This is a genomic window from Rhodobacter sp. 4.3.4 (genome assembly GCF_058724655.1).
In genome coordinates this window covers 875,807-902,129 of sequence record NZ_CM178967.1, presented here as the reverse complement: position 1 = coordinate 902,129, position 26,323 = coordinate 875,807, and the positions used below count along the sequence as shown (strand labels likewise).

18 protein-coding genes are annotated in these 26,323 nt (G+C 67.2%); 10 read left to right on the top strand and 8 right to left on the bottom strand.

Going from position 1 to position 26,323, the window contains the following annotated elements:
• Positions 1-3: 3 nt before the first annotated feature.
• The gene (locus AC4PTB_RS04310; protein ID WP_492191864.1) at positions 4-942 is read left to right on the top strand and encodes a 2-hydroxyacid dehydrogenase; all 939 of its coding nucleotides are present in this window, start codon (positions 4-6) and stop codon (positions 940-942) included.
• 15 nt (positions 943-957) lie between these two features.
• Here the strand turns inward: AC4PTB_RS04310 and hisG are convergent, their stop codons facing one another.
• Genes hisG through hisS form a run of 3 tightly spaced genes read right to left on the bottom strand, consistent with a single transcriptional unit; the run spans position 958 to position 4,231 of the window.
• Complete coding sequence (hisG, locus tag AC4PTB_RS04305) at positions 958-1,665, bottom strand: ATP phosphoribosyltransferase (protein ID WP_492191863.1); 708 nt, start codon at positions 1,663-1,665, stop codon at positions 958-960.
• Positions 1,662-2,732 (bottom strand): ATP phosphoribosyltransferase regulatory subunit, encoded by a 1,071-nt coding sequence (locus AC4PTB_RS04300; RefSeq protein ID WP_492191862.1) that lies wholly within the window; start codon positions 2,730-2,732, stop codon positions 1,662-1,664. Before AC4PTB_RS04300 ends, hisG begins: the two co-directional genes overlap by 4 nt.
• Entirely contained in the window at positions 2,732-4,231 is a 1,500-nt protein-coding gene (hisS, locus tag AC4PTB_RS04295) for a histidine--tRNA ligase (RefSeq protein WP_492191861.1), read from the bottom strand. The genes AC4PTB_RS04300 and hisS overlap by 1 nt, the downstream gene beginning before the upstream one ends.
• Positions 4,232-4,304: 73 nt before the next feature.
• On the opposite strand from hisS, the gene AC4PTB_RS04290 reads away from it, so the two are divergent.
• Positions 4,305-4,511 carry a SlyX family protein gene (locus AC4PTB_RS04290; protein ID WP_055213557.1) on the top strand — a complete coding sequence of 69 codons (207 nt, stop codon included), beginning with the start codon at positions 4,305-4,307 and terminating at the stop codon, positions 4,509-4,511.
• 6 nt (positions 4,512-4,517) lie between these two features.
• Here AC4PTB_RS04290 and dnaE read toward each other — a convergent pair whose 3' ends face one another.
• Positions 4,518-8,027 (bottom strand): DNA polymerase III subunit alpha, encoded by a 3,510-nt coding sequence (gene dnaE / locus AC4PTB_RS04285; RefSeq protein WP_492191860.1) that lies wholly within the window; start codon positions 8,025-8,027, stop codon positions 4,518-4,520.
• Positions 8,028-8,220: 193 nt separating this feature from the next.
• Here dnaE and xdhA point away from each other — a divergent pair, with 193 nt between their 5' ends.
• The 8 genes from xdhA to AC4PTB_RS04245 all read left to right on the top strand — a co-directional run bounded on the left by xdhA (position 8,221) and on the right by AC4PTB_RS04245 (position 18,961).
• Entirely contained in the window at positions 8,221-9,609 is a 1,389-nt protein-coding gene (xdhA, locus tag AC4PTB_RS04280; RefSeq protein WP_492191859.1) for a xanthine dehydrogenase small subunit, read from the top strand.
• Positions 9,606-11,939: a xanthine dehydrogenase molybdopterin binding subunit gene (gene xdhB / locus AC4PTB_RS04275; RefSeq protein WP_492191858.1), complete on the top strand. Its 2,334-nt coding sequence runs from the start codon at positions 9,606-9,608 to the stop codon at positions 11,937-11,939. The genes xdhA and xdhB overlap by 4 nt, the downstream gene beginning before the upstream one ends.
• Positions 11,936-12,874 carry a xanthine dehydrogenase accessory protein XdhC gene (gene xdhC / locus AC4PTB_RS04270; protein WP_492191857.1) on the top strand — a complete coding sequence of 313 codons (939 nt, stop codon included), beginning with the start codon at positions 11,936-11,938 and terminating at the stop codon, positions 12,872-12,874. Before xdhB ends, xdhC begins: the two co-directional genes overlap by 4 nt.
• Positions 12,871-14,388, top strand: a complete 1,518-nt coding sequence (locus AC4PTB_RS04265; protein WP_492191856.1) for an ABC transporter ATP-binding protein — start codon at positions 12,871-12,873, stop codon at positions 14,386-14,388. Before xdhC ends, AC4PTB_RS04265 begins: the two co-directional genes overlap by 4 nt.
• Complete coding sequence (locus AC4PTB_RS04260; protein ID WP_492191855.1) at positions 14,385-15,464, top strand: ABC transporter permease; 1,080 nt, start codon at positions 14,385-14,387, stop codon at positions 15,462-15,464. The genes AC4PTB_RS04265 and AC4PTB_RS04260 overlap by 4 nt, the downstream gene beginning before the upstream one ends.
• Entirely contained in the window at positions 15,461-16,390 is a 930-nt protein-coding gene (locus AC4PTB_RS04255; protein ID WP_492191854.1) for an ABC transporter permease, read from the top strand. Before AC4PTB_RS04260 ends, AC4PTB_RS04255 begins: the two co-directional genes overlap by 4 nt.
• Positions 16,391-16,431: 41 nt before the next feature.
• Positions 16,432-17,514: a BMP family ABC transporter substrate-binding protein gene (locus tag AC4PTB_RS04250; RefSeq protein ID WP_492191853.1), complete on the top strand. Its 1,083-nt coding sequence runs from the start codon at positions 16,432-16,434 to the stop codon at positions 17,512-17,514.
• Positions 17,515-17,677: 163 nt separating this feature from the next.
• Positions 17,678-18,961 carry an NAD(P)/FAD-dependent oxidoreductase gene (locus AC4PTB_RS04245; RefSeq protein ID WP_492191852.1) on the top strand — a complete coding sequence of 428 codons (1,284 nt, stop codon included), beginning with the start codon at positions 17,678-17,680 and terminating at the stop codon, positions 18,959-18,961.
• Between the two features lie 63 nt (positions 18,962-19,024).
• On the opposite strand, the gene AC4PTB_RS04240 is transcribed toward AC4PTB_RS04245, so the two are convergent.
• The 4 genes from AC4PTB_RS04240 to hypE form a co-directional block, all read right to left on the bottom strand.
• Entirely contained in the window at positions 19,025-19,252 is a 228-nt protein-coding gene (locus AC4PTB_RS04240) for a hypothetical protein (protein WP_492191851.1), read from the bottom strand.
• Positions 19,253-19,345: 93 nt separating this feature from the next.
• Positions 19,346-22,030: a putative bifunctional diguanylate cyclase/phosphodiesterase gene (locus AC4PTB_RS04235; protein ID WP_492191850.1), complete on the bottom strand. Its 2,685-nt coding sequence runs from the start codon at positions 22,028-22,030 to the stop codon at positions 19,346-19,348.
• Positions 22,027-25,068 (bottom strand): CheR family methyltransferase, encoded by a 3,042-nt coding sequence (locus AC4PTB_RS04230; protein WP_492191849.1) that lies wholly within the window; start codon positions 25,066-25,068, stop codon positions 22,027-22,029. The genes AC4PTB_RS04235 and AC4PTB_RS04230 overlap by 4 nt, the downstream gene beginning before the upstream one ends.
• Positions 25,069-25,242: 174 nt before the next feature.
• Positions 25,243-26,265 carry a hydrogenase expression/formation protein HypE gene (gene hypE, locus AC4PTB_RS04225; RefSeq protein ID WP_492191848.1) on the bottom strand — a complete coding sequence of 341 codons (1,023 nt, stop codon included), beginning with the start codon at positions 26,263-26,265 and terminating at the stop codon, positions 25,243-25,245.
• Between the last annotated feature and the right edge of the window lie 58 nt (positions 26,266-26,323).

The following is a 26,323-nucleotide window of genomic DNA, read 5'->3' as shown; positions in this document are numbered from 1 at the left end:
ATCATGCTGACCGTCCTTTTCGCTGACCGGATCGAAAACTGGCCCGCCTATGAGGGGGCGCTGTCCGCGGCCTTTGCCGAAGCGGGCATCGCCGCGCGTCTGGTGCTGCCGCCGGTTGATCCCGCGACGGTCGATTACATCGTCTACAGCCCCCGCGGCCCGGTGCAGGATTTCACCGCCTACAGGCGCACGAAAGCGGTGCTGAGCCTTTGGGCCGGGGTGGAGCGCGTCGTGGGCAACCCGACGCTGACGCAGCCCCTGTGCCGGATGGTCGATCAGGGGTTGGAGCGCGGCATGGTCGAATGGGTGACGGGCCATGTGCTGCGCGCCCATCTGAACATCGACTTTTTCCTGTCGCATCAGGACGGTATCTGGCGGCAGGCAGGCCATGTGCCACCGCTTGCGCAAGATCGTTCGGTCGTGGTGCTGGGGCTTGGCGCCCTGGGTGGCGCCTGTGCGACGACGCTGGCGGCACTTGGCTTCAAGGTGACGGGCTGGAGCCGGACGCCGAAATCCCTGCCCGGGATCACCTGCCTTGCGGGCGCCGGGGGGCTGCGCGCGGCGCTCTCACGCGCCGAGATCCTCGTCACCGTGCTGCCGAACACGCCCGAGACGACCGACCTTCTGAACGCCGAAACGCTGGCCCTGCTGCCCCGCGGCGCGGCGATCCTGAACCCCGGCCGCGGCACGCTGATTGACGATGCGGCGCTGCTGGCGGCGCTGGAGACCGGGCAGATCGGCCATGCCACGCTTGATGTGTTCCGGGTGGAGCCGCTGCCGCCAGAGCATCCCTATTGGGCGCATCCGAAGGTCACCGTCACCCCGCATATCGCCGCCGAGACCCGCCCCGCCTCGGCCGCGCGGGTGATTGCGGAGAACATCCGCCGGTTTGAGGCAGGCGAGGCGCCGCTGCATCTGGTCGACCGCGCCCGCGGCTATTGAGGCCAACGGGCGGGATCAGAGCTTCGGCGCGTTCAAACCAAGCTGCGCGCAAAGCGCAGCAAAGGGGGCTTCCAGCCCGGTCCAATCGGCTGCGCGCGCCGCAAACAGCGTCGCCTGGCTTTGGTGGATCAGCCCGTCCGACAAGATCTTCAGGTGATTGGCCCGCAGCGTTTCCCCCGAAGAGGTGATATCGGCCACGGCCTCGGCGGTGAGGTTCTTCACCGTGCCCTCGGTCGCGCCCTGGCTGTCGACCGATTGCCAGTCCGCCACGCCCTCGCGCGCCAGAAATTCGCGCAAGAGCCGATGATATTTCGTCGCGATCCGCAGCCGATGCCCATGCGCGGCGCGAAAGGCATGGGCCACCGCATCCAGGTCTTCAAGCGTGTCGACATCGGCCCAACAGGCGGGCACGGCGATGATCAGATCGGCATGGCCAAAGCCCATCGGCACCAGATCAGCGACCTGGGTTTGCCAATCGGCCAGTTTCTCGCGCACGAGGTCCGAGCCGGTGACGCCCAGATGGATGCGCCCCGCGGCCAGCTCGCGCGGGATTTCACCGGCGGAAAGCAGAACCAGTTCAACGGCTTCCGCGCCCTCGACCGCACCCGCATATTCGCGATCCGAGCCGGTGCGCATCAGCCGCAGCCCACGCGCGGCGAACCAATCGAAGCATTGCTCCATCAGCCGCCCCTTGGAGGGCACGCCCAGTTTGATCGCGCTCATGGCATTCCCCCCAGATCGGCGACAAGGCCCGGGCGGATCACCCCGCCCACCGCCGGGATCGCGCGCCCGCCGCCCAGCACCCGGGTCAGCGCGTCGTAGCGCCCGCCCGAGGCGATGGGCGGAAAGCCCGGATCGGCGGTCTCGAAGCTGAAGACGAAGCCGTCATAATATTCCATCGTGGCGCGGCCGTGGCTGGCCTCAAACGCAAGCGCGGTCAGGTCGATGCCACGGGCATCGAGCGCCGCCAGCCGCCGTTCCAGCCGGGCAATCGCCGGGGCCAGCGCGGCGATGCCAAGGTCGTTGAGCTGCGCGGGCGCCCGGTCGGCGGTGCAACGCAGCGCGAAAAGCGCATCGAGCCGGGCCACATCTTCGGCGGCGATCGGCGCGGTCTCGGCATCGGCCCGCAGCACCGCGATGCGGGCGGCCATTTCCTCGGGCGCGCGCAGGCCGATCCAGGGGGCGTCAGAGGTCGCGCCCGAAAGCAGCGCGGCGCGGCTTTCGGGCACCGGGCTCAGCCCCGCGTAACGCTCCATCAGCCGATGAAAGCGCTTCGGGCGCCAGATGTGACGGGCCAGCGCCGCCTTGCGCGCAGGCAGGGTATCCAGCCCCTCGACCGCCGCCCGCAACAGGCCGATATCGCCAATAGTCGCGGAAAGATCGAGCGGTTTCAGCAGCCTGGCGAAAAGCGCGAAAACCTCGGCATCGGCGGCTTCGGGGTCTTCGCGGTCAAAGATTTCGTAGCCCGCCTGAAAATATTCGGCCACGCGGGCGCTGCCGCGATGATCCTGTTTGCGGAAGACCTCGCCCATATAGGCGTAGCGGGCGGGTTCAGCGCCCTCGGCCATATGCGCCTGCACGACAGGCACGGTGAAGTCGGGGCGCAGCATCATCTCGCCGCGCAGGGGGTCGGCAGTGACATAGGCGCGGGCGCGGATATCCTCGCCGTAAAGATCCAGCAAAGCCTCGGCCGGTTGCAGGATGTCGGGGGTGACTTCCACCGCACCGGCAGCCTCGAAAGCGGCCAGAAGCCGCTGCCCGATGGATCGCGCCTCGGCCTTGGATGCCATCACTTCACCCCGTAGCGCGCAAGGACCTCTTGCACTTTTGCAACCATTTCCCCGGTCGGAACCTCGAATTGCGCCGGTTGCGCTTTCCATTCTTCAACACTGGCGGAAGCCGCGATCTTCGCGCCCAGGATCAGGTCCTTGATCTGCACGACACCGCGGGCGGCCTCGTCGGCGCCCTGGATGATCGCCACCGGGCTTTCGCGCTTGTCGGCATATTTGAGCTGGTTGCCGAAGTTTTTCGGGTTGCCCAGATAGACCTCGGCGCGGATGCCCGCCCGGCGCAGCGTCGCGGCCATGGCGAGATAATCGCCCATCCGGTCACGATCCATCACGGTGACAACGACCGGCCCCTGCGCCGCGCCGCCGATCCGCCCCTTGGCGCGCAGCGCCGCCAGCAGCCGGTCGACGCCGATCGAAACGCCGGTCGCGGGCACTTCCTGCCCGGTGAAGCGCTTCACCAGATCATCATAGCGTCCGCCCCCCACGACCGAGCCGAAGCTGCGCTTGCGGCCCTTTTCGTCCAGGATTTCAAAGGTCAGTTCGGCCTCGAAGACCGGACCGGTGTAATAGCCAAGGCCGCGCACCACCGAGGGGTCGATCACGATGCGGTCCGGGCCGTAGCCCTGCCCGTCCAGAATTTGCGCAATGAATTCAAGTTCATCGACACCCGCCGCGCCGAGCGCCGAGCCGGAAACCAGCTCGCGCAGACGCGCGGCGGTGGCGGCGCCCGTTTCGCGCTTGGCCTCCATGAAGCCCATCACCACATCGGCCTGAGCCTCGCTCAGCCCCGCGCCCTTGGTGAAATCGCCCGACTCGTCGAGCCGCCCCTTGCCCATCAGCGCACGCACGCCCGCCTCGCCGAACTTGTCGAACTTGTCGATGGCGCGCAGCACGATGCCGCGTTCCTCGGCGAAGCGATCCGGGTCGGAGGGGTCCAGCACCCCCGCCACTTCCATCACGCCGTTCAGAACCTTGCGGTTGTTGACCCGCACCACATAATCGCCGCGCGGAATGCCCACTGCTTCCAAAGCGTCCGAGAGCATGCCGCAGATCTCGGCGTCGGCGGCAACCGAGGCCGCGCCCACCGTATCGGCATCGCATTGATAGAACTGACGAAACCGCCCCGGACCGGGCTTTTCATTGCGCCAGACCGGGCCCATCGTGTAGCGCCGATAGGGGCTGGGCAGATCGTTGCGGAACTGCGCCGCGACGCGGGCCAAGGGCGCCGTCATGTCGTAGCGCAGCGCCAGCCAATCGCCGCCCTCGTCCTGCCAGGCAAAGACGCCTTCGTTCGGCCGGTCCACATCGGGCAGGAATTTTCCAAGCGCCTCGACGGTCTCGACCGCGCTGGTTTCCAGCGGGTCAAAGCCATGTGCGCGGTAGACCTCGGCGATGGTCGACAGCATCGCGGCCCGCTCGGTCACCTCGGCGCCGAAATAGTCGCGGAACCCCTTGGGCGTCTCGGCCTTCGGACGGCGCGGTTTCTTCTCGCTGGACATGGTCTTGCACCCGATCGTTTCTCGGGCGAGGGTGTAGCGGATGGGGGCCACCCCGGCAAGCACGAGAGGGCACATGAGCGACAGGATCGAGCGCGCCGAGGAAGAACTGGCGCATCTGCGCAAGACCGTGGACGAGCTGAGCGACGTTCTGGCAGCACAGGGCCGCGAGATCGCGCGGATGTCGCGGCTGCTGGGGCTGTTGATGGAACGCGAGGCCGAGCGCGAATTTGCCGCAGGCGGGGCGATTCCGCTGGCGGATCAGAAGCCGCCGCATTGGTGAGCGGGCTCAGACTTCCTCCACCTGCACGACGCCGCGCAGGCTGCGCAGCGCGCCCTTGACCTGCGGGTTCACCGGCAGCTCGCGCCCGGCGCTGATCTGGTAGCGGCGGCGCTTTTCCGCATCAAAGACGGAAAAGGTCACTTGTCCGCGCGATTTCACCCGTCCTTCCGCGGCAAGACGTTCGAAAAGTGCAACCACCGAGGAGACCGCCTCGGGCGTTTCCAGGTGGATCAGCAGCCCAGATCCGGCCCCGGCATCGCTGGCCACCGTGTCGATCGGCGCCGCAGTCTGGCACAGCATCTTCACCGTCTCGCCCTCGACATCGACCTTGACCGTCAGCACCACCGCCTGCCCGGGTTCCAGATGCGCGCGGCAGGCTTCGAGCGTGTCGGAAAAGACCGTGACCTCATAAGGCCCGGTGGGGTCGGACAGCGAGACGAAGGCAAAGCGGTTGCCCTTGGCGGATTTGCGCTCTGACCGCGCCGCGACCTGCCCGGCGATCTTGCCGATGAAAGGCCCCTGCCCCAGCGCCTTGGCCGTGACCTCGGCCAGGGTCAGCACTTTTTTGCGTTTCAACGCAGGCAGATAGTCATCGAGCGGATGGCCCGAGAGATAAAAGCCGATCGCCTTGTGCTCCTCGGCCAGACGTTCGCCGGGCAGCCAGTCGTCGGTATCGGCCAGCCGCGGCGGCGGCAGATCGTCGCCCGCCTCGCCAAACAGCGACACCTGCGCCGAGGCTTTCGCCTCGGCCACCGCCGCCGACCAGGCCATCAGCGATTCGAGGCTTTCAAACACCCGCTTGCGATTCGGATCGAGCCCGTCGAAGGCCCCCGCGCGGGCCAGCATCTCCAGCGGCCGCTTGCCGATCCGCTTGAGGTCGCAGCGCCGCGCGAACTCGACCAGATCGCGGAAGGGCTTGTCCTCGCGGGCTTTTTCGATCAGCCGCATGGCCTCGACGCCGACATTTTTCAAGGCGCCCAGCGCATAGATCAGCTTCTGGTCGACCACGTCAAAGGTGGCCAGCGAGCGGTTCACGCAAGGCGGAACCACCTCGATCCCCAGCCCCCGCCGCGCCTCGGCGGTGTAGATGGCGAGCTTGTCGGTCAGATGGATATCGCAGTTCATCACCCCGGCCATGAATTCGACGGGGTGGTTCGCCTTCAGCCAGGCAGTCTGGTAGCTGACGATCGCATAGGCGGCGGCGTGCGATTTGTTGAAGCCGTAGTTCGCGAATTTCTCCAGCAGGTCAAAGACTTCACCCGCCTTTTTCGCGTCGATGTTGTGCGTGGCCTTGGCGCCTTCGATGAATTTCGGACGCTCCTTCGCCATCTCCTCGGCGATTTTCTTCCCCATCGCGCGGCGCAAAAGGTCGGCGCCGCCAAGGCTGTAGCCCGCCATGACCTGCGCGATCTGCATCACCTGTTCCTGATAGACGATGATGCCCTGGGTTTCCTTCAGGATCGGGTCGATGGTCGGATGCAGCGATTCAAGCGGCCGCAGCCCGTGTTTCACCTCGCAATAGGTCGGGATATTCTCCATCGGGCCGGGACGATAGAGCGCCACCAGCGCCACGATATCCTCGATGCAGGTCGGTTTCATCCGCCGCAGCGCGTCCATCATGCCGGTGGATTCGACCTGGAACACCGCCACCGTCTTTGCCGCGGCGTAAAGTTCGTAGGTCTTCGCATCGTCGATCGGGATCAGGTTGATCTCGTTCGCGGCCCCCTCGGCGGGGGTATAAAGCGTTTCGCCCAAAGGGTTTACATGCAGCGGACGGCCGGATTTCAGGATCAGGTTGACGGCGTTCTGGATCACCGTCAGCGTCTTCAGACCCAGAAAGTCGAACTTGACGAGCCCCGCCTGTTCGACCCATTTCATGTTGAACTGGGTCGCGGGCATGTCGGAGCGCGGGTCCTGATACAGCGGCACCAGCGCATCGAGCGGCCGGTCGCCAATCACCACCCCGGCGGCATGGGTCGAGGCGTTGCGCAACAGCCCCTCGATGGCTTGCGCATAATTCAAAAGCCGCGCCACCACCTCTTCGGATTTCGCCGCCTCGCGCAGACGCGGCTCGTCGGCCAGCGCCTTTTCGATCGAGACCGGCTTCACCCCCTCGACCGGGATCATTTTCGACAATTTGTCGACATGTCCGTAAGACATCTGCAAGACCCGGCCCACGTCGCGCACCGCGGCCTTCGACAGAAGCGCGCCAAAGGTGATGATCTGCCCCACCTTGTCGCGGCCATATTTGCCCTGCACATATTTGATCACCTCCTCGCGGCGATCCATGCAGAAGTCGATGTCGAAGTCGGGCATCGAGACCCGCTCGGGGTTCAGGAACCGCTCGAACAGCAAGCTGTAGCGCAACGGGTCGAGGTCGGTGATCGTCAGCGCATAGGCGACCAGCGAACCGGCCCCGGACCCCCGCCCCGGACCCACCGGAATCCCCTGCGACTTGCCCCATTTGATGAAGTCGGCCACGATCAGGAAGTAGCCGGGGAAGCCCATCTGCTCGATGATGCCAAGTTCGAATTTCAATCTTTCTTCGTATTCGGCCACCGGCACCGCATGCGGGATCACGGCCAGCCTGGCGCGCAGCCCCTCCCAGGCCTGACGGCGCAATTCCTCCACCTCGTCATCGGCGAAACGCGGCAGGATCGGCTTGCGCTTGAACGCGGCAAAGGCGCAGCGCTTGGCGATTTCGACCGTGTTTTCAAGCGCCTCGGGCAGATCGGCGAACAGCGCCGCCATCTCGGCTTCGGTCTTCAGATAATGCTGCGGCGTCAGGCGACGGCGCGGCTCGATCTGATCGACATAGGCGCCCTCGGCAATGCAGATCATCGCATCATGCGCCTCGTACATGTCGGATTTTGGAAAGTAGACATCATTCGTCGCCACCAGCGGCAGGCCGAGGTCATAGGCCATTTCGACAAAGGGCCGCTCGGTCATCCGCTCGCCCTCGGTCAGCTGCCCGCCCTCGCCCGGATGGCGTTGCAGCTCGACATAAAGCCGGGTCGGGTAACAGGCCGCCAGCCGCTCCATCAACAGCCGCGCCTTGCCCGCCTGCCCGTGTTGCAAAAGCTTGCCCACCGGCCCCTCGGCCCCGCCCGAAAGGCAGATCAGCCCCTCGGCATGGGCCTCCAGATCCTCAAGCGTCACCTGCGGCAGCTGCCCGCCCTTGTCGACATAAAGGCAGGACGAGAGCTTCATCAGATTCATGTAGCCCGCCTCGTTCTGCGCAAGCAGCACGAGCGGCGCGGGCAGACGCGGCTTCTCGCCGGGGGCGGCGACCTCATAGGCGACCGAGACCTGGCAGCCGACGATCGGCTGCAACCCGGCCCCTTGCGCCAGAACGGAAAATTCCAGCGCCGCGAACATCGCATTGGTGTCGGTCACCGCAACGGCGGGCATGTTCATCGCGTCGCACAGCTTGATCAGCTTCTTCACCGGAACCGCGCCCTCAAGCAGCGAATATTCGGTGTGCACGCGCAGGTGGATGAATCGGGGATCACTCATTGCCGCAGACTACGGGTCGCGACGGGGCGGGGCAAGCCGCCCAATAATTGACCATGCGGTGCATTTTCACGGGGCCGCGGGCCGAATTTCTTGCCAGAGCCCGCGCCCTCGGCAAAGCTGTTGGCAACAGAGCCCCCCGCTCTACGCCGCATCGGGCGGGAGGCCGCAAACTGGTATCGCGGCGGAAGACGCCATGGAAATTGCGTTTCTTCTCAACGGAGAAACCCGGCGGTTGCGGGTCGAGAATCCGACGCGAAGCCTGCTGGACTGGCTGCGCGCCGAGGGGCTGACCGGCACCAAGGAGGGCTGCAACGAGGGCGATTGCGGCGCCTGCACGGTGATGGTGACTGACGCGGCGGGCAGCCGCGCTGTCAATGCCTGCCTGACGATGCTGCCGCAGATCGCGGGCAAGGCGCTGCGCACGATCGAGGGGATCGCGGCGCCCGATGGCCGCCTGCATCCGGTGCAACAGGCGATGATCGATCATCACGGCAGCCAATGCGGCTTTTGCACCCCCGGTTTCATCGTCTCGATGGCCGCGGCACATGGCGCGGGCCGCCGGGATTACGACGATCTGCTGGCGGGCAACCTTTGTCGCTGCACCGGCTACGCTCCGATCCTGCGCGCCGCCGAAGCCGCCGCCACCGAACCGCCCGCAGCCTGGCTGCAAGCCGATGCCGCTTTCACTTTGGCGGAAACATCCTCGGGGGTGCGGGGGCAGACAGCCCCCGCCTTCCTGCCCGATACCACCGACGACCTTGCAGAGTGGTATCTCTGTCACCCCGATGCCACGCTGATCGCGGGCGGCACCGATGTCAGCCTTTGGGTGACGAAAGCCCTGCGCGACCTGCCCGAAGTCGCTTTTCTCAGCCATTGCAAGGACCTGGCGCAGATCCGCGAAACGTCCGACGGCTTCGTGATCGGCGCGGGGGTCACCATCGCCACCCTGCGCGCTTGGGCCGAGGGACCGCATCCGGCGCTGGCCGGGCTCTTGCGCCGCTTCGCCTCGGAACAGGTGCGGCAGGTGGCGACGATCGGCGGCAATATCGCCAATGGCTCGCCCATCGGCGACGGGCCGCCGGCGCTGATCGCGATGGGGGCAAGCCTGACCCTGCGCCGCGGCAATGATCGCCGCAGGATGCCGCTGGAGGATTTCTTCCTCGGGTATCGCAAGCAGGACCGCCTGCCGGGCGAGTTCGTCGAAAGCGTCACTTTGCCGAAATCGGCACCGGGGCTGCGCTGCTACAAACTTTCGAAAAGGTTCGATCAGGACATTTCTGCGGTCTGTGGAGGCTTCAATCTGACCCTGAAAGGTTCGAAAATTGAAACTGCCCGGGTGGCCTTTGGCGGCATGGCCGGGGTGCCGAAACGCGCATCCAGCTTCGAAGCCGCGCTGATCGGACAGTCTTTCACCGAAGAGGCCATCACCGCCGCCCTGCCGCTTCTGGAGCAGGATTTCACGCCGCTCTCCGACATGCGCGCCTCCGCAGCCTATCGGATGAATGCCGCGCAAGCGATGGCGCTTCGCTATGTCCGCGAGCTTTCAGGCCTCTCGGTCTCGGTGCTGGAGGTGACGCCATGAGCGTTGGCAAGCCGCTGCCGCATGACTCGGCGCGCGCGCATGTGACCGGGCAGGCGCGCTATCTGGACGACCAGCCCTGCCCCACGACTACGCTGCATCTGGCATTCGGCCTGTCGACCGAGGCCTCGGCTGCGATCACCGGGCTGGATCTGGACCCGGTGCGGCACAGCCCCGGCGTGGTGGCGGTCTTCACCGCCGCCGATCTGCCGCATGAAAACAATGCCTCGCCCGCGCCCAGCCCGGAACCCGTTCTGGCCACGGGCGAGGTTCATTTCATCGGCCAGCCGATCTTTCTGGTCGCCGCGACCAGCCACCGCGCAGCGCGGATCGCGGCGCGCAAAGCGCGCGTCACCTATGCGCCGCGCCCGGCCATTCTGACGCTGGATCAGGCCCTTGCGGCCAATAGCCGGTTCGAGGGCGGGCCGGTGATCTGGGCGCGCGGCGATGTCGAAACCGCTCTGGCGGGGGCCGCGCATCTGGCCGAGGGCACATTCGAGATCGGCGGGCAGGAGCATTTCTATCTGGAGGGTCAGGTGGCGCTGGCCCTGCCCTCGGAAACCGGGGTGGTGATCCAGTGTTCGAGCCAGCATCCCTCCGAAATCCAGCACAAGGTCGCCCATGCGCTGGGGCTGGCGTTCCACGATGTGCGGGTCGAGATGCGGAGGATGGGCGGCGGCTTTGGCGGCAAGGAAAGCCAGGGCAATCACCTGGCCATTGCCTGCGCGGTGGCGGCGATGGCGACCGGGCGGCCCTGCAAGATGCGCTACGACCGCGACGACGACATGGTGATCACCGGGAAACGGCATGATTTCCGCATCCGCTACCGGATCGGCGCCGATGCTTCGGGCAAGTTGCTGGGGGCGGATTTCCTGCATCTGGCGCGCTGCGGCTGGTCGGCCGATCTGAGCCTGCCGGTCTGCGACCGGGCTATGCTGCATGCCGATGGCAGCTATTTCGTCCCGGCGCTGCGCATTGAAAGCCACCGGCTGCGCACGAACACGCAATCGAACACCGCCTTTCGCGGCTTTGGCGGTCCGCAAGGTGCGCTGGGCATGGAACGCGCGATCGAGCATCTGGCGCGGGGGATGGGCCGGGATCCGGCCGAATTGCGGGCGTTGAATTTCTATGACGCGGCGGAGACGGGGGGGCTGTCTGCCCCCCCGCGCCCCCCCGAGCGTATTGGGACCAAGAAAAAGCAAACGACGCATTACGGTCAGGAGGTGGCGGATTGCGTACTGCCTGAGCTGGTCACTCGACTGCAGAAATCTGCGAATTTCGCGGCGCGAAAGGCCGAAATTGCCACATGGAATAGCACAAATCGAACCTTGGCGCGGGGGATTGCGCTGTCGCCGGTGAAGTTCGGGATTTCCTTCACGCTGACCCATCTCAATCAGGCGGGCGCGCTGGTGCAGATCTATATGGACGGTTCGGTGGCGCTCAACCATGGCGGCACCGAGATGGGTCAGGGGCTGCATGCAAAGATGGTGCAGGTTGCGGCGGCGGTTCTGGGGATTGATCCGGCGCAGGTGCGCATCACCGCGACCGATACCTCGAAAGTGCCCAACACCTCGGCCACCGCGGCCTCTTCGGGGGCCGACATGAACGGGATGGCGGTGAAGGACGCCTGCGAGACCCTGCGCGGGCGGCTGGCCGGTTTCATCGCCGGGCGCGAGGGCTGCACCGCGGCCGAGGTGGTGTTCGACGCCGGGCGGGTGCGCGCGCAGGACAAGAGCTGGCCCTTTGCCGAGATCGTCACAGCGGCCTATATGGCGCGGATTTCCCTTTCCGCGACAGGGTTTTACGCGACACCCAAGCTGTCCTGGGACCGGTTGCGCGGTCAGGGGCGGCCGTTTTTGTATTTCGCCTATGGCGCGGCGATCACCGAGGTGGTGATCGACCGGCTGACCGGCGAAAACCGCATCCTGCGCACCGATATCCTGCATGACGCCGGGGCCAGCCTGAACCCGGCGCTCGATATCGGGCAGATCGAGGGCGGCTATGTGCAGGGCGCGGGCTGGCTGACCACCGAGGAGCTGGTCTGGGACGGGCGCGGACGGCTGATGACGCATGCGCCCTCGACCTACAAGATCCCGGCCTTTTCCGACCGGCCGCGCATTTTCAACGTCGCGCTCTGGGACCAGCCGAACCGCGAGGAGACGATCTTTCGCTCGAAAGCCGTGGGCGAACCGCCGTTCCTTTTGGGGATTTCCGCCTTTCTGGCGCTGCATGACGCCTGCGCCGCCTGTGGTCCGCATTGGCCCGACCTGCAGGCCCCCGCCACGCCCGAAGCGGTGCTGGCCGCGGTCCGCCGCGCCGAGGGGCGCGCATGAGCCTGGATCTGCAAGGACTTGCGCGGGCGGCCACGAAGGGCGCCTTTGTCCGGGTGCTGGTGGTCGAGACGAAAGGCTCGACCCCGCGTGAGGTCGGCGCCGAGATGCGGGTCTGGCCGGAGTGCAGCGAGGGCACGATCGGCGGCGGCTCGCTGGAGGCCGAGGCGATCGCGATCGCCCGCGGCCTGACTGCCCCTGCCCTGCGCCGCTTTCCGCTGGGTCCGGCGCTGGGCCAATGCTGCGGCGGCGCGGTGACGCTGGCCTTCGAGCCGCTGGACGCCGAAAGCCTTGCGCGGATCAGGGGGCCGATCCATGCCCGCCCCCTGACCGCGGCCGGGATGCCGCTTTCGGTGCAGCGCGCGCTGGCCAAGGCGCGCAACGGCGGCGCAGCCCCGCCGCTCTGGCTGGACGGCTGGCTGATCGAGCCGCTGGCGGCCCCGGCGCAGGAGCTGTGGATCTGGGGCGCGGGTCATGTCGGGCGCGCGCTGGTCGCCACGCTCGCCCCCCTGCCCCACTGGTCGATCCGCTGGGCCGACATCGATGCAAACCGATTCCCCGAGGCGATTCCCGACGCCGTCACGACGCTGATCGCGGCAAATCCCGCCGATCTGGTGCCGCTTGCCGCCGCATCGGCACACCATCTGATCCTGACCTATTCACATGCGCTCGACCTCGAGTTGTGCCACCGGATTCTGCGCCATGGCTTTGCCGCCTGCGGGGTGATCGGTTCTGCGACCAAATGGTCCAGATTTCAGCGCCGCCTGCGCGATCTGGGGCATTCCCACGCGCAAATTTCGCGCATTGCCTGCCCGATAGGCGATCCGGCATTGGGAAAGGAGCCGCAGGCCATTGCGATTTCCGTCGCCGCCGCGCTACTGAGGGGGCGGGTCGGCCAAGCCGGGCTGACCGTCAACACGGAAGGACAGACCGGGTGACAGGGTCGCTGCTCAAGATCGAGGGCCTGACCAAGGCCTATCCCGGGGTCGTGGCGAACGACGGGGTGGGGTTCGAGGTCGCGCCGGGCAAGGTGCATGCGCTTTTGGGCGAGAACGGCGCGGGCAAATCGACGCTGGTGAAGATGATTTACGGGCTGGTGAAGCCCGATGCCGGGCGGATGACCTTTCAGGGACGCCCCTACACGCCTGCCGAACCGCGGGCTGCGCGCGCCGCGGGCGTGGCGATGGTGTTTCAGCATTTCTCGCTGTTCGAGGCGCTGAACGTGGCCGAAAACGTCGCTCTGGGCATGGAAAACCCGCCGCCGATGCGCGATCTGGCCGAACGCATTCGCGCGATTTCCGCGGCTTACGGGCTGCCGCTGGATCCGGCGCGGATCGTGGGCGATCTGTCGGCGGGGGAGCGACAGCGGGTCGAGATCATCCGCTGTCTGCTGCAGGACCCGAAGCTTCTGATCATGGACGAGCCGACCTCGGTCTTGACGCCGCAAGAGGTCGAAATCCTGTTTCACACCCTGCGCAAGCTGGCGGCCGAGGGCACGGCGATTCTTTATATCAGCCACAAGCTCGAGGAAATCCGCAGCCTGTGCGACGGCGCGACGATCCTGCGCGGCGGCAAGGTGGTGGCGAGCTGCATGCCCCGGGAAAAATCGGCGCGCGAGCTGGCCGAGCTGATGGTGGGCGGCGAATTTGCCGCAACCGACCGGGCCGGGCGGAAAAGCGGCGCGGTGATTTTGGAGGTTGACCGGCTGAACCTGCCGCCGATGACGCAATTCGGCCCGGCGCTGAAAGAGGTCAGCTTCACCCTGGCCGCGGGCGAGGTGCTGGGCATCGGCGGCGTCGCGGGCAACGGGCAGGAAGAGCTGCTGGCGACGCTTTCCGGGGAACGGCCCTCGGGCGCGGGCACGGTGACGCTGCATGGGCAGGACATTTCCGACCTTGGGCCGAATGACCGCCGCCGTCTGGGGCTTCTGGCGGCGCCCGAGGAGCGGCTGGGCCATGCCGCGGTGCCGAACCTGAGCCTGACGGAGAATGCGATCCTCACGGGGACCGTGCGCAGACCCCTGACGCGGAACGGTTTTCTGAACATGGGCGCGGCGCGTCGCTTTGCCGAGGAAATCATCAAGGGCTTCGATGTCCGCACCCCGGGGCCGCATGTGGCGGCGCGCGCGCTCTCGGGCGGCAATCTGCAGAAATTCGTCATCGGCCGCGAGGTGCTGCAGGCGCCCGAGGTTCTGGTGGTGAACCAGCCGACCTGGGGCGTCGATGCCGCCGCCGCCGCGGCGATCCGGCAAGCGCTGCTGGATCTGGCAGCCAAGGGCGCGGCGGTGATCGTGATCAGCCAAGACCTTGACGAGCTTATGGAAATCGCTGATCGCTTCTGCGCGTTGAACGAGGGGCGGCTGTCAGAACCCCGCCCGACCGAGGGGCTGACGATGGAAGAGATCGGGCTGATGCTGGGCGGCGCCCATGGCATGCAGGAGGCGGCGCTGTGATCACGCTTGTCAAACGCCCGACGCCTTCGCGGTTCTGGTCCTTCACCACCCCGGTTCTGGCCGTTCTGGCCACGATGATCGCGGGCGGGGTTCTGTTCGCCATTCTGGGCAAGGACCCGGTCGCGGCGATCAAGGTGATCTTTTACGACCCGCTCTTCGGCCCGAATGCGGCCTATTTCCGCGGGCAACTGCTGGTCAAGGCCGGGCCCTTGATCCTGATTGCGACGGGGCTTGCCGTGGGCTTCCGCGCGGGGATCTGGAACATCGGCGCCGAGGGGCAATATATCATTGGCGCGCTGGCCGGGGCCTCGGTCGCCCTTGCCGCCTTTCCGGCCGAAAGCCATTGGATCTTCCCGGCGATGGTGGTGGCGGGGGCGCTGGGCGGCTGGATCTGGGGGATGATCCCGGCGGTGCTGCGGGTGCTGTTTGGCACCTCGGAAATCCTTGTGTCGCTGATGCTCGTCTATGTGGCGCAGAATTTCATGGCCTGGGCGGCCTTTGGCCCGCTGAAGAACCCCGAGGGCTACGGTTTTCCCGGCTCGCGCAACCTGCAGCAATACCCTTCGGCGCATAACCCCGAGCTGATCGCGGGCACCGGCATGCATTGGGGTGTCGTCGCGGCCTTTGTCGCGGTCATCGCCACCTATGTGCTGATGAGCCGCCATATCGCGGGCTTTCGCATCCGCGTCGCGGGCGAGGCGCCGCGGGCCGCGCGCTTTGCAGGCGTGCTGCCCGCGAAACTGGTGATGTTCTGTCTGGGGCTTTCGGGGGCGCTCGCCGGCCTTGCGGGGATGTTCGAGGTCGCGGGCCCCTCGGGTCAGATCACCGACAGTTTCAACGCGGGCTATGGCTTCACCGCGATCATCGTCGCCTTTCTGGGGCGGCTCAATGCGATCGGCATTCTGCTGGCGGGGCTGCTGATGGCGCTGACCTATATCGGCGGCGACATGGCGCAGCTGATGCTTGGCCTGCCCACCGCGGCGATCCAGGTGTTTCAGGGCATGTTGTTGTTTTTCCTCTTGGGATTCGACCTGCTGACGCAGTACCGTCTGCGCGTCGGAAAGGGCTCGAAATGATTGGCGGCATCGATATCGTCACCCTGATCGCGGCGCTGATGGCGGCCTCGACGCCGGTTCTTCTGGCGGCGACGGGCGAGCTTGTCGCGGAAAAGGCGGGCGTGCTGAACCTGGGCGTCGAGGGGATGATGATCGTCGGCGCCGTCGCGGGCTTTGCCATGGCCGTCACCACCGGCAACCCGGTGCTGGGCTTTGCGGGCGGCGCGCTGGCGGGGGCGCTTCTGGCCTGTCTTTTCGCCGTTCTGACGCAGGTTTTCCTGTCGAATCAGACCGCCACCGGTCTGGCGCTGACCCTGTTCGGGCTGGGTCTTTCGGCGCTTGTCGGCAAGGGCTTCGAGGGCGTGCGCCCGCCGCCCACCGGCAAGATGCCCTTCGGTCCGCTGGCCGATCTGCCGGTGATCGGCCCGATCCTGTTTGGTCATGACTGGATGGTCTATGCCTCGCTGGCGCTGGTCGCCGGGGTCGGGGCGTTTCTGAAATATGCGCGCCTTGGGCTGATCCTGCGCGCCGTGGGCGAGAACCACGATGCCGCCCATGCGCTGGGCTATCGGGTCATCGCGCTGCGCTGCGCCGCGCTGGTCTTTGGCGGCGCGCTGGCGGGGCTGGGCGGGGCTTACCTCAGCCTTGTGCGCGTGCCGCAATGGACCGAGGGGATGACCGCGGGCGCGGGCTGGATTGCGCTGGCCATCGTCGTTTTCGCCAGCTGGCGGGCCGGGCGCGTGCTGATTGGCGCCTATCTGTTTGGCGGCATCAGCGCGTTGCAGCTGCAGTTGCAGGCGGCGGGCTATGCGATCCCGGTACATTTCCTGACCATGGCGCCTTATGTGATCACCGTGCTCGTGCTGGTGATCCTGTCCGCCACCCACCGCCACGGGGCACCGGCCGCGCCGGCGGCGCTGGGGCGGCCGTTCCACGCCTCGAGCTGAGGCCAAACCCGGGCCATCGCCCAGCACACAAGGAAGCTCCCATGGACCGCAGATCCTTCCTGAAGACCACCGCCGCCACCGCGACGCTTGCCGCCGTCGGCCTGCCCGTGGCCGCCGCCGATCCGCTGAAGATCGGCTTCATCTATGTCGGCCCGGTGGGCGACATGGGCTGGTCGTATCAGCATGACGTTGCCCGCCGCGAAATGGAAGCGGCGCTGGGCGGCAAGGTCGTCACCTCGTTCATCGAGAACGTGCCCGAGGGCCCGGATGCCGAACGCGCCCTGACCCAGCTGGCGCTGGAGGGCAACCAGCTGATCTTCGCGACCTCGTTCGGCTTCATGGATGCCACGGTGAACGTGGCGGCGAAATTCCCGAACGTGAAATTCGAACACGCGACGGGCTACAAGCGCGCCGAGAACCTGTCGACCTATGATGCGCGCTTCTACGAAGGCCGCGCCGTGCAGGGCACGATCGCGGGCCGGATGACGAAGACGAACAAGATCGGCTATATCGGCTCGTTCCCGATCCCCGAGGTGATCCAGGGCATCAACGCCGCCTATATCCACGCCAAAAAGGTGAACCCGGATGTCGAGATCAAGGTGGTCTGGGCCTATAGCTGGTTCGACCCGGCGAAAGAGGCCGATGCCGCCGCCGCGCTGATCGCCGAGGGCTGCGATTTCATCCTGCAGCACACCGATTCGACCGCGCCGCAGGCGAAGGCGCAGGAAGCGGGCAATGTGCTCACCTTCGGCCAGGCCTCGGACATGGAAGCCTTCAAGCCCAGCCCGCGCGTCTCCTCGACGATCGACAACTGGGCGCCCTATTACATCAAGCGCGCCCAGGCGCTGGTCGATGGCAGCTGGAAATCCGAAGGCACCTGGGGCGGCATCGGCACCGGCATGGTGGGCATCGGCGAGATCACCTCGGCCGTGCCCGCCGAGGTGAAGGCCGAGGCCGAGGCGCTGATCGCGAAGATCTCCGACGGCTCCTATCACCCGTTCACCGGCCCGCTGAAGAAACAGGACGGCTCGGACTGGCTGGCCGAGGGCAAGACCCCGGAAGATGCCGAGCTGGCCGGTCTCAACTTCTTCGTCGAAGGCATCTCGGCGGAAATGCCGAAGTGACCTGACGAAAATTCATGCTAAGGTTGTGGGGCGGACGCTTGTCCGCCCCTTTCTTTTTCGTCCGATCCGCGGGGGCAATCTTCCCGCTTGACAGCTTATGTATTCATATTCCCATATATGCATCTGAGGGCTTCGGCCCGACAGCCAGTTCGGGGAGGGACAGATGGCTCATATCGTGGTTCTGGGTGCCGGTTTGGGCGGTGCCATCATGGCATACGAGTTGCGCGAACAGGTGCGCAAGGAGGACAAGGTCACCGTCATCACCAAGGACCCGGTGTATCACTTCGTGCCCTCGAACCCCTGGGTGGCGGTGGGCTGGCGCGACCGCAAGGAGATCACCGTCGATCTGGCGCCGACGATGGCAAGGAAGAACATCGACTTCATCCCGGTGGCGGCGAAACGCCTGCATCCGGCCGAAAACCGGGTCGAGCTGGAGAACGGCCAGTCGGTCAGCTATGACCAGATCGTCATTGCCACCGGCCCGGAACTCGCCTTTGACGAGATCGAGGGCTTCGGCCCCGAAGGCCATACCCAGTCGATCTGCCATATCGACCATGCCGAAGAGGCCCGCATCGCCTTTGACCGCTTCTGCGAGAACCCCGGCCCGATCATCATCGGCGCGGCGCAGGGGGCAAGCTGCTACGGCCCGGCCTACGAATTCACCTTCATCCTCGATACCGCGCTGCGCAAGCGCAAGATCCGCGACAAGGTGCCGATGACCTTCGTCACCTCGGAACCCTATGTCGGGCATCTGGGGCTGGACGGGGTGGGCGACACCAAGGGGCTGCTGGAAGGCAATTTGCGCGAAAAGCACATCAAATGGATGACCTCGACCCGGATCAAGCGGGTCGAAAAGGGCAAGATGATCGTCGAGGAGGTGACCGAGGACGGCACGGCGAAGCCCGAAAAAGAGCTGCCCTTCGGCTATGCGATGATGCTGCCCGCCTTTCGCGGCATCAAGGCGCTGATGGGGATCGAGGGGCTGGTCAATCCGCGCGGCTTCGTCATCGTCGATCAGCACCAGCAGAACCCGACCTACAAGAACGTCTTCGCGGTGGGGGTCTGCGTGGCGATCCCGCCGGTCGGACCGACGCCGGTGCCCTGCGGCGTGCCGAAGACCGGCTTCATGATCGAAAGCATGGTCACCGCCACCGCCCATAACATCGGCCGGATCGTGCGCGGGCTCGAGGCTGACGAGGTCGGCAGCTGGAACGCCGTCTGTCTGGCGGATTTCGGCGACAAGGGCATCGCCTTCGTGGCGCAGCCGCAGATCCCGCCGCGCAACGTGAACTGGTCGAGCCAGGGCAAATGGGTGCATTGGGCCAAGGAGGGGTTCGAGCGCTATTTCATGCACAAGCTGCGCCGCGGCACCTCGGAGACCTTTTACGAAAAGGCGGCGATGAAGCTTCTGGGCATCGACAAGCTGAAGGCCGTGAAGAAGGGGTAAGCTCGCCCCGCTCCCCTGTCACGGAGGCGACGGACAGGCGCGGGACACCGCGCCTGTTTGCCGTCAGTTCGCGGGGGTGGGGGCGGCAGGAGCGGAGCTGGCGGGGGCAGAGCTGGCGGGGGCCGGTTTCGCCGTCGCGGCGACGGTGGCGGCCGCGGCGGCCTCGGCCTTGGCGCGTTCCTCGTGACGCCAGATGCCGAAGAACTCGAAGCCGCCCAGCAACAGGGCCACCCCGATCGCGATCAGGTAATTCTTCGAGGTGCCAAGCGGCGAGGGCGGCAGGTTCGACATGATCTTGCTCCTTTCGGGCCGGGATGTGCAGCTGCTCCAAGGATAGGGCGGCGGCACCGAAAGGACAGGGGGAAAGAACGGGGGAATGAGGGGCTAGGCTTGCGGCGGCAGGAACCGCGCCTCGAAGGCCGCGGCCGAAAGCGGCGGCGACAGCAGGAACCCCTGCCCCATGTCGCAACCCATCGCCGCCAGCGTCGCCGCCTCGGCCTCGGTCTCGATCCCCTCGGCCAGCGTCGTATAGCCGAACCGCCGCGCCAGCCCGGTGATCGCCTCGACGATCAGCCGGGCGTTGCGATCCGCCTCGATGCCGCGCACGAAATGCGCGTCGATCTTCAGCATCGAGACCGGCAGCCGCGCCAGATAGGCCAGACAGGAATAGCCGGTGCCGAAATCGTCGATCGCCAGCCGCAGTCCGCGCGCGCGCAGCCGCCCCAAAGCCTCGACCGCGCCCGGAACCCGGTCGGCCAGCTGATCCTCGGTCAGCTCGATCTGCAGCCCGCTGCAGGCGCAGGCGCAGCCCGCACAGCCCGAAAGCGCCTCGGCCCAGTCGGGCACGGCCAGATCGGCGGCGGTCTGGTTGATCGACATCAGCCAGTCCGCCCCCACCCGCCCGGACTTGCGCCAGCGGCACAGGGTCCGTGTCGCCTCGGCAAAGACCCAGCGGTCAAGCGCGGGCATCAGCCCCGCCCGCTGCGCGACGGGCAGGAAATCGCCCGGCGAGATCAGGCCGCGGCCGGGCCGGTTCCAGCGGATCAGTGCCTCGCAGCCGCGCAGGCCCCGGTCGGCCAGCGCGAAGAGCGGCTGGAACTGCAACACCATCTCGCCGCGCTCGACCGCGCCCGCCAGCGCGTTGCGCAGATCAAGTTCCCGCGCCGCCTCGACCCCCATCTGCGGCTCGTAGACCATCACCGTGCGGCGGCTCATCTTGCCCGCGTACATCGCCAGATCGGCATTGCGCAACAGCGCGTCGCGGCTTTCGCCATGGGCGCCGAAACAGGCGATCCCCACCGTCGCCGCCGGGCGATACTGATGCAGCCCCGGCAGGTCGATCGGCACCGCCAGCGCCTCGAGCAGCGCCAGCGCCTGCCGCCGCGCCGCCTCGGCATCGGTGTCGCCCAGAAGCAGCACGAATTCATCGCCGCCGATCCGGGCGACGAAATGATCCGCCCCGGTGCCGATCCGCAGCCGCCGCGCCACCGCGGACAGCAGCATGTCCCCGGTCTCATGGCCCAGCGTGTCATTGACCGCCTTGAACTGGTCAAGATCGAGGAACAGCACCGCAAAGCCGCGCCCGCTGCGCGCCGCCAGATCGATCCAGCCGTCGATCCGCTCGCCCAGCAGGTTGCGGTTCGGCAGCCCGGTCAGCAGGTCGTAATTCGCCAGCCGCAGGTTGTCCGCCTGCGCCTGGCGCAGCGGCGTCAGGTCGGAGAACATCGCCACATGGCCCAGCACCCGCCCCGAGGCATCGGACAAACGGGTGATCCGGCTCCAGCAGATCACCGACTTGCCCTCGGAGGAGCGCAGCACCGCCTCGCCGCGCCAGATCCCCCGCGCCTGCAGCTCGGCCTGCCAGGTCTCCGGCGCCCCGACCGCCGCGGGCGCGGCCCCCGGACCCGGGGCGGCCACCGCGACCCAGAGCCCCTCCAGCAGCCGCCCGATCAGCCGCGCCTGACCAAAGCCCGCCGCCTGTTCGAAAGCGGCATTGGCGCGCAGGATCCGCAGATCGGGATCGGTCAGTACGATCGCCTCCGAGGACTGGTCGAAGACCATCTCGGCCAGCTCGCGCGCCCGGACCTCCTCGGTCACGTCATGGCTGCGGGTCACGACGCCGATGACCACGCCGAAATCGTCGAAAAGCGGCGTCTTTTCGGTGCGCAGCCGTTCCCATCCGCCCGCCGTCCCGACCCCGGAATGCGGCACGAGACCGCCGGGCGGGCGCTGCCGCGTCTGTTCAAGCGTGATCGCGCTTTGCGTCCGGCGCACCCGGGCATCCAGCTGCGCCCCGTGCAAGGCCTCGATCAGCGGCAGGAAATCCTGCGGCAAATGCCCGATCACCTCGGCCTCGCTGCGGCCGTTGGCGCGCAGGAAGGCCCGGTTCGCCAGGCTGATCCGGCCGTCGGCATCGGTGACGCTGACCGGGTCGGAGAAAGTGTCCAGCAACAGCCGCTGCAGATCCGCGCCCGCCTGCGCCAGCGCCGCTCCGGTCCCGGCTTCGGGCAGCAGCATCAGCCACCACAGCCCCGCCGTCCCGGCCTGCGGCTTGCGCGCCCGCAACAGGCGGGCCTGCGCCGTCCGCGGCTGCCCCGGCGCCGGGCTGAAAACCAGCGTCAGATCGCAGCCGGGCGCCGCCGGATCGCAGGGCTGCGTCAGCGCCGCCGACAACCGCCCGATCTGCGGCCGCGTCAGCGCCCGGCGCAGCGCCGCGCCGCCGTTCTGCTCGAAGCTCTCGCCCAGAAACCGCCGCGCCGCCTCGTTGGAATAATGCAGCCCCAGCGTCGCATCGATGCTGAGGATCGGCACCGGAGCGTCGCGCAAAAGCCTGTGCGCGGCCTCCAGATCGGCTTGCTGGCGCGCCCCTTCCTCAAGCAGCTGGCCCAGCGCGGCGGCCTGTTCGACAACGCCCAGACGCAGCCGGTTGAAGACCAGAAGCACCGCGTCATCCAGACCCGCCGCCGTCAGCGCCGCCTCGACCTGACGGAACTGCAACTCGGTCAGCGTCACCAGATCGTGGCCGAAGCCCCCTGCCAGATCGGCATCGATCCGTCCCGAGGGCCTCATGCCCGCGGCGCCCCGTCCTGCGGACCAGCCCCGTCAGACCCCGCCGCGCCCCCGGCATCGGTCTGGCTGTGCCAGCGGGTGATCTCGATATGGCTGACCACGGCACCGCCGCGGGCGCCGTCGAGCGGGCGCGCATGCATCACGAACCAGCGCGGCTGCCCCGGCGCGTCGCAGGGATATTCCATGGTGAAATGCCGCTGCTTGCCGGTCAGGACGCCGCGGATCCCCTCGACCGCGCGTTTCGCATAGCCCGAATCCACCGCCCCCTCGCCGATGTCACAGCGGCCGACATAATTCGCGCCGACCCCGGTATGGGCCAGCGCCGGATCGCCGTTATCCGCCGCAAAGCGGGTCCAGGCGGCGTTCACCAGCAGAATGTCGCCCTGCCCGTCGAGCACCGCCACATGTTCCGCCAGCCCGTCGATCACCGATTGCAGCAGCTGCAGATTGCGGGTCTGGGTGATGTCGACAAAGGTCACCACCGCGCCCTGCGCCGAGGAGGACGGCACCCGGTACGGCAGCATCCGCACCAGATAATGCCGCCCGTTCAGCCCCGAGACCTCGCGCTCGGTGCGGGACTGGCCCTGCAGCGTGCGGCGCAGATCATCCAGCAGCGCCGGATAATCCAGCCGATGCGTCAGATCGCCCAGCGGCCGGCCGACATCGACATCGCGGATGCGGAACAGCTCGGCCGCGTCGGGGCTGAACCGCGTCACCGTCAGCTCGCTGTCGACGAAGATCGTGCTCATCGCCATGATCTCGGTCAGGCTGTCCAGATCGGCATTCGAGCGGTTCAGAAGGTCGATCTTTTCCTGATATTCCGCATTGAGCGAGTTCAGCTCCTCGTTGACCGACTGCAATTCCTCGTTCGCCGATTGCAGCTCCTCGTTCGAGGCCATCATCTCCTCGTTCGTCGCCTGCAATTCCTCGTTCGAGGTCTCCAGCTCCTCGATCATCGCCTGCAGGCTTTCGCGCGTCATCGCCAGCTCGGCTTCCAGCATCTCGATGCGGGCGCCGACTTCGCGGTCGATGTCGATGCCCGAAATGCCGTCATCTGGCCCCTCGTCGGGCTCGAAGGCCAGGATGTAAAGCCGCCCCTCGTCGCTGTCGGTGCCCTGCTTGACCGGCACGACCCGCAGCCGCAGCCGCACCGGATCGGGACCAAGGACGCCCTCGGCCAGCGGGATCGAATCCGAGGCCGCCTCCTCGCCCAGCCGCGCCGCCTTGAACAGCAGCGCCGAGGCGACGGGCAGCAGCGGTTCGACCAGCATCCGGCCGATTTCCAGCGAGGCGGCGCCTTCGCGCATCTGCATGAAGCGGCTGACCTCGCCGTAGGAATGCAGGATCTCGTGGTGGCTGTTGACCAAAAGCGCGGGCGGCGGCGCATAGGTCCGCGACAGCGTGGCAAAGCCGCGCTCGACCGCGGTGACGGGGGCATTGTCGGCGCGCGTGCGCGGCGGGCGCGGCGTGACGTAAAGCCCGGCGCGGCGGTCGGTCAGCGGCGCGGCCCCCGGGCGCAGCGCCTGCCAGATCCGGTGCCGGGCCGACAGCACCGAGAAATCGTCCTGCACCTGCACCAGCGCCTCGGAGCCGCCGAGGAACAGATAGCCCCCGGTGCGCAGCGCGTAATGCATCCGCCGCAGCGCGCGTTCCTGCGCCTCGGGGCGGAAATAGATCAGCGTGTTGCGGCAGGTGACCAGATCCATCCGGGTGAAGGGCGGGTCCGACAGCAGGTTGTGGCGGGCGAAAACGATGGTCTGCCGGATTTCGGGGCGGATCGTGTATTGCCCGCCGCGGGTGGTGAAGAACCGTTCCAGAAAAGTCGTCGGCAGATCGGCGGCGATGGTCTCGGCAAAGAACCCGGCCGCTGCGGTCTCGATGTTCATCGGCTCGACATCGGTGGCGAAGATCTTCAGCGTCGGCCAGCGCCCGGCACGCTCGAAAGCGTCAAAGAACAGCATCGCCAGCGTATAGGCTTCCTCGCCCGTGGCGCAGCCCGCCGTCCAGACCCGCAGCGTCGAGCCCACCGCCGCCTGCGCCACCAGCGGATCGATCACCTTCTCGGCCAGTTCGGCAAAGGACTCCGGGTCGCGGAAGAACGAGGTGACCGGGATCAGCATTTCCCGGCGCAGGCTCGCCAGTTCGGTGCGGTCATGCGTGAGCAGTTCCAGATAGGAGGTCAGGTCCGGCACCTGCCGCACGCCCATCCGCCGCTCGATCCGGCGCTGCACCGTGCCGGGCTTGTAATCAAGGAAATTCACCTCGCCCGAGAGCGACAGGATCTCGACGATCCGGCCCAGAGCCTCGGCGGGTTCGAGCCCGTCGAACTGGCCCACGGCGATGCGGTCATCCTCCATCGCCGAGTCGGCATCGGGACGCTCGACCCCGGTGAGCTGGCCCAGCCGCGGCCGCCGGATCAGGTAATCGGCGATCCAGGGGCCGATCCGCTCGATGCCCAGCGCGGAATCGATGAAGCCCGTCGCGATGGCCGAGCGCGGCATGCCGTCAAAGCGCGCATCGCGCGGATCTTGCGCGATGGCGACACCGCCCGCCGCATGCACCGCGCCGACGCCGCGGGTGCCGTCCGAGCCGGTGCCCGACAGCACAACCGCCACGGAGCGGCTGCCAAAGCCCGCCGCCATCGAGGTGAAAAACGCGTCGATCGGCAAGGACAGCACGCGCCGGTCCTTGGGCGCCAGCCGCAGATGCCGCCCCTCCAGCGTCATGATCGTCGCGGGCGGGATCAGAAACACCGTGTCGGCGGCCAGCTCCATCTCGTCCTCGACGGTGACGACCGGCATCTTCGTATGTCGCGCCAGAAGCGAGGCCATGATCGACTTGTGATCGGGCGAAAGGTGCTGGATCACCACATAGGCGGCGCCGGTATCGGCGGGCAGCCCGTCGAACAGCCGCTCGAGCGCGTCAAGCCCCCCGGCCGAGGCGCCGATGGCCACCACCGCCCGCGGCTCCGGCGCAGCCGAAACTTCGGCCCCCGGCACGCTCTGCATCTCCGTCTCTGGCGCAGGAACGTCCACCATGATCGCTCTTTTCCGGGCCCTGCCCTTGCGTCTTCGCCGGATCCGCGCGCCGTCGCTTTTTGCGAAGCCCCGGCGAAACCAGTGAATTTTCCTCGAGATGAGAAGCCTTCGGCCCCCCGCTGTCAACGTCTTTCGATCTCGGCCGATGCGATCGCCGCCGCCCCGGCCCGCCGCTCAACAAATCCGCGGCAACTGCTCACCCACCAGCATGTCGACGATCCTTGCCCCGCCAAAGGCCGTGCGCATCCGCACCTGTCCCGCGTGATCTGCCACCGCCCGCCCGACGACGCAAGCCCCTGCGCCTTCGGGCCGCGCCCGCATCGCCGCAAGCGCCGCGGCGGCCTCGGTCTCGGGCACGAAGACCACCAGCCGCCCCTCATTCGCCAGATAAAGCGGGTCCAGCCCCAGGATCTCGCACAGCCCCACCACCTCGGGGCGCAGCGGCAGCGCGGTTTCCTCGATCACGATACCACAGCCCGCCGCCACGGCGATTTCATTCAGCGCCGAGGCCAGCCCGCCCCGGGTCAGATCGCGCGCCGCGCGGATGCCCGGCGCCGCCGCGATCACATCGGCCATCAGATGGCCCAGCGCGGCGCAATCGCTCTCGATGTCGGAGCGCAGCGCCAGATCGCCCCGCGCCGCCAGAATTGTCGCGCCATGATCGCCCAGCACACCGTTGACGATCGCCACATCGCCGGGTTGCACCCGCCCCGCCGCCATCTCGCGGCCCGGCGGGATCACCCCCACCCCCGCGGTTGTGACGAAAACGCCGTCACAGGCGCCGCGCCCCACGACCTTGGTGTCGCCGGTGACGATCCGCACCCCGGCCGCCTCCGCCTCGCGCGCCATCGTGGCGACGATGCGGCGCAACAGCGCCACCTCGGTCCCCTCCTCAAGGATGAAGGCTGCCGAGAGCCACAGCGGCCGCGCCCCCCCCACCGCCAGATCGTTCACCGTGCCGCAGACCGCGATCTTGCCGATGTCACCGCCCGGAAACTCGACCGGCGTCACCACATAGCTGTCGGTGGTAAAGGCCAGCCGCGCGCCGGGTTCGGCCAGCGCCGCCTCGGTCAGCCGCGCCTGATCCTCCATGCCGGGCGGCTGAAAGACCGAGGTGAAGACCTCCTCGATCAGATCCCGCATCGCCTTGCCGCCACCGCCATGCGCCAGCGTCACCCGCTCATCTCTCAACGCCATGTCATCTCGCTCCAGATTTCGCGGGGGTCCGGGGGAGATCGCATCTCCCCCGGGCGGG

Coding starts and splice junctions, on each gene's coding strand:
- AC4PTB_RS04310 (WP_492191864.1), top strand. CDS start 4: ATGCTGACCGTCCTTTTCGCTGACCGGATCGAAAACTGGCCCGCCTAT.
- hisG (WP_492191863.1), bottom strand. CDS start 1,665: ATGAGCGCGATCAAACTGGGCGTGCCCTCCAAGGGGCGGCTGATGGAG.
- AC4PTB_RS04300 (WP_492191862.1), bottom strand. CDS start 2,732: ATGGCATCCAAGGCCGAGGCGCGATCCATCGGGCAGCGGCTTCTGGCC.
- hisS (WP_492191861.1), bottom strand. CDS start 4,231: ATGTCCAGCGAGAAGAAACCGCGCCGTCCGAAGGCCGAGACGCCCAAG.
- AC4PTB_RS04290 (WP_055213557.1), top strand. CDS start 4,305: ATGAGCGACAGGATCGAGCGCGCCGAGGAAGAACTGGCGCATCTGCGC.
- dnaE (WP_492191860.1), bottom strand. CDS start 8,027: ATGAGTGATCCCCGATTCATCCACCTGCGCGTGCACACCGAATATTCG.
- xdhA (WP_492191859.1), top strand. CDS start 8,221: ATGGAAATTGCGTTTCTTCTCAACGGAGAAACCCGGCGGTTGCGGGTC.
- xdhB (WP_492191858.1), top strand. CDS start 9,606: ATGAGCGTTGGCAAGCCGCTGCCGCATGACTCGGCGCGCGCGCATGTG.
- xdhC (WP_492191857.1), top strand. CDS start 11,936: ATGAGCCTGGATCTGCAAGGACTTGCGCGGGCGGCCACGAAGGGCGCC.
- AC4PTB_RS04255 (WP_492191854.1), top strand. CDS start 15,461: ATGATTGGCGGCATCGATATCGTCACCCTGATCGCGGCGCTGATGGCG.
- AC4PTB_RS04250 (WP_492191853.1), top strand. CDS start 16,432: ATGGACCGCAGATCCTTCCTGAAGACCACCGCCGCCACCGCGACGCTT.
- AC4PTB_RS04245 (WP_492191852.1), top strand. CDS start 17,678: ATGGCTCATATCGTGGTTCTGGGTGCCGGTTTGGGCGGTGCCATCATG.
- AC4PTB_RS04240 (WP_492191851.1), bottom strand. CDS start 19,252: ATGTCGAACCTGCCGCCCTCGCCGCTTGGCACCTCGAAGAATTACCTG.
- AC4PTB_RS04235 (WP_492191850.1), bottom strand. CDS start 22,030: ATGAGGCCCTCGGGACGGATCGATGCCGATCTGGCAGGGGGCTTCGGC.
- AC4PTB_RS04230 (WP_492191849.1), bottom strand. CDS start 25,068: ATGGTGGACGTTCCTGCGCCAGAGACGGAGATGCAGAGCGTGCCGGGG.
- hypE (WP_492191848.1), bottom strand. CDS start 26,265: ATGGCGTTGAGAGATGAGCGGGTGACGCTGGCGCATGGCGGTGGCGGC.